The 987-nt window shown below is 40.6% G+C and carries 1 protein-coding gene; it reads right to left on the bottom strand.

What is annotated here, in order from left to right:
* On the bottom strand, positions 1-987 hold a 987-nt coding region (locus HMPREF2864_RS08750), incomplete at both ends, for a Rib/alpha-like domain-containing protein (RefSeq protein ID WP_256277705.1).

Raw genomic sequence — 987 nt, 5'->3', positions numbered from 1 at the left:
ATTTATCTTTGTCTGGTTGTTCTTTCACTGTTACTGGCACATCCACATGGGTCTTAGAACCATCTGGATATGTCACTGTCACTGGTACGCTGTGTGCACCTGGTGTATGGCCATCTGGTAATGTACTTGGATTATCTACTGTTACTGTTGGTGTACCTTTTGAACTTGGATAATCCGGAACAGTCACTGCTTTGGTTACGTCATCTGCTGTTGTTGGTGTACCAAAATCTTTTGTGATTGGTGTCACTTTTGGCGGATAATTACCACTATCTGGGTTTCCAACATTTACAGTTACATTAGTGTGGTCCTTAGTACCGTCTGGATATGTCACTGTTACTGGCACGGTAAATGTACCTGTAGTATTTCCATCTGGTATTTTACTTGAATCATCTACACTTACTTCTGGTGTTGGTTTATTGCTTGGATAATTTGGTACTGTCACTGCTTTTTTAACTTCGTCTGCTGTCGTTGGCGTACCAAATGGTTTAGTAATTGCCTTAGTAAATGGTTCATATTTATCTTTGTCTGGTTGTTCTTTTACTGTTACTGGTACATCCACATGGTCTTTTGTACCATCTGGGTATGTCACTGTTACTGGTACTGTGTATGTGCCCGGTGTTTGACCATTCGGTAATGTACTTGGATTATCTACTGTTACTGTTGGTGTGCCTTTTGAGCTTGGATAATCCGGAACAGTCACTGCTTTGGTTACATCATCTGCTATTGTTGGTGTACCAAAGTCTTTTGTGATTGGTGTTACTTTCGGTTCATATTTTCCGCTATCTGGATCACCAACTTTAACTGGTACATTTACATGATCTTTTGTACCATCTGGATATGTCACTGTTACTGGTACTGTGTATTCTCCTGGTGTTCTACCGTTCGGTAATGTACTTGGATTATCTACTGTTACTATTGGCGTTCCTTTTGAACTTGGATAATCTGGCACGGTTACTGCTTTTTTGACTTCATCCGCTGTTGTCGGTG

The sequence above is a fragment of the Staphylococcus sp. HMSC059F04 genome (assembly GCF_001812565.1).
Lineage (GTDB): Bacteria > Bacillota > Bacilli > Staphylococcales > Staphylococcaceae > Staphylococcus > Staphylococcus lugdunensis.
Note: the sequence above shows the minus strand (reverse complement) of the source record. Positions and strands in the feature narration are given on the sequence as shown.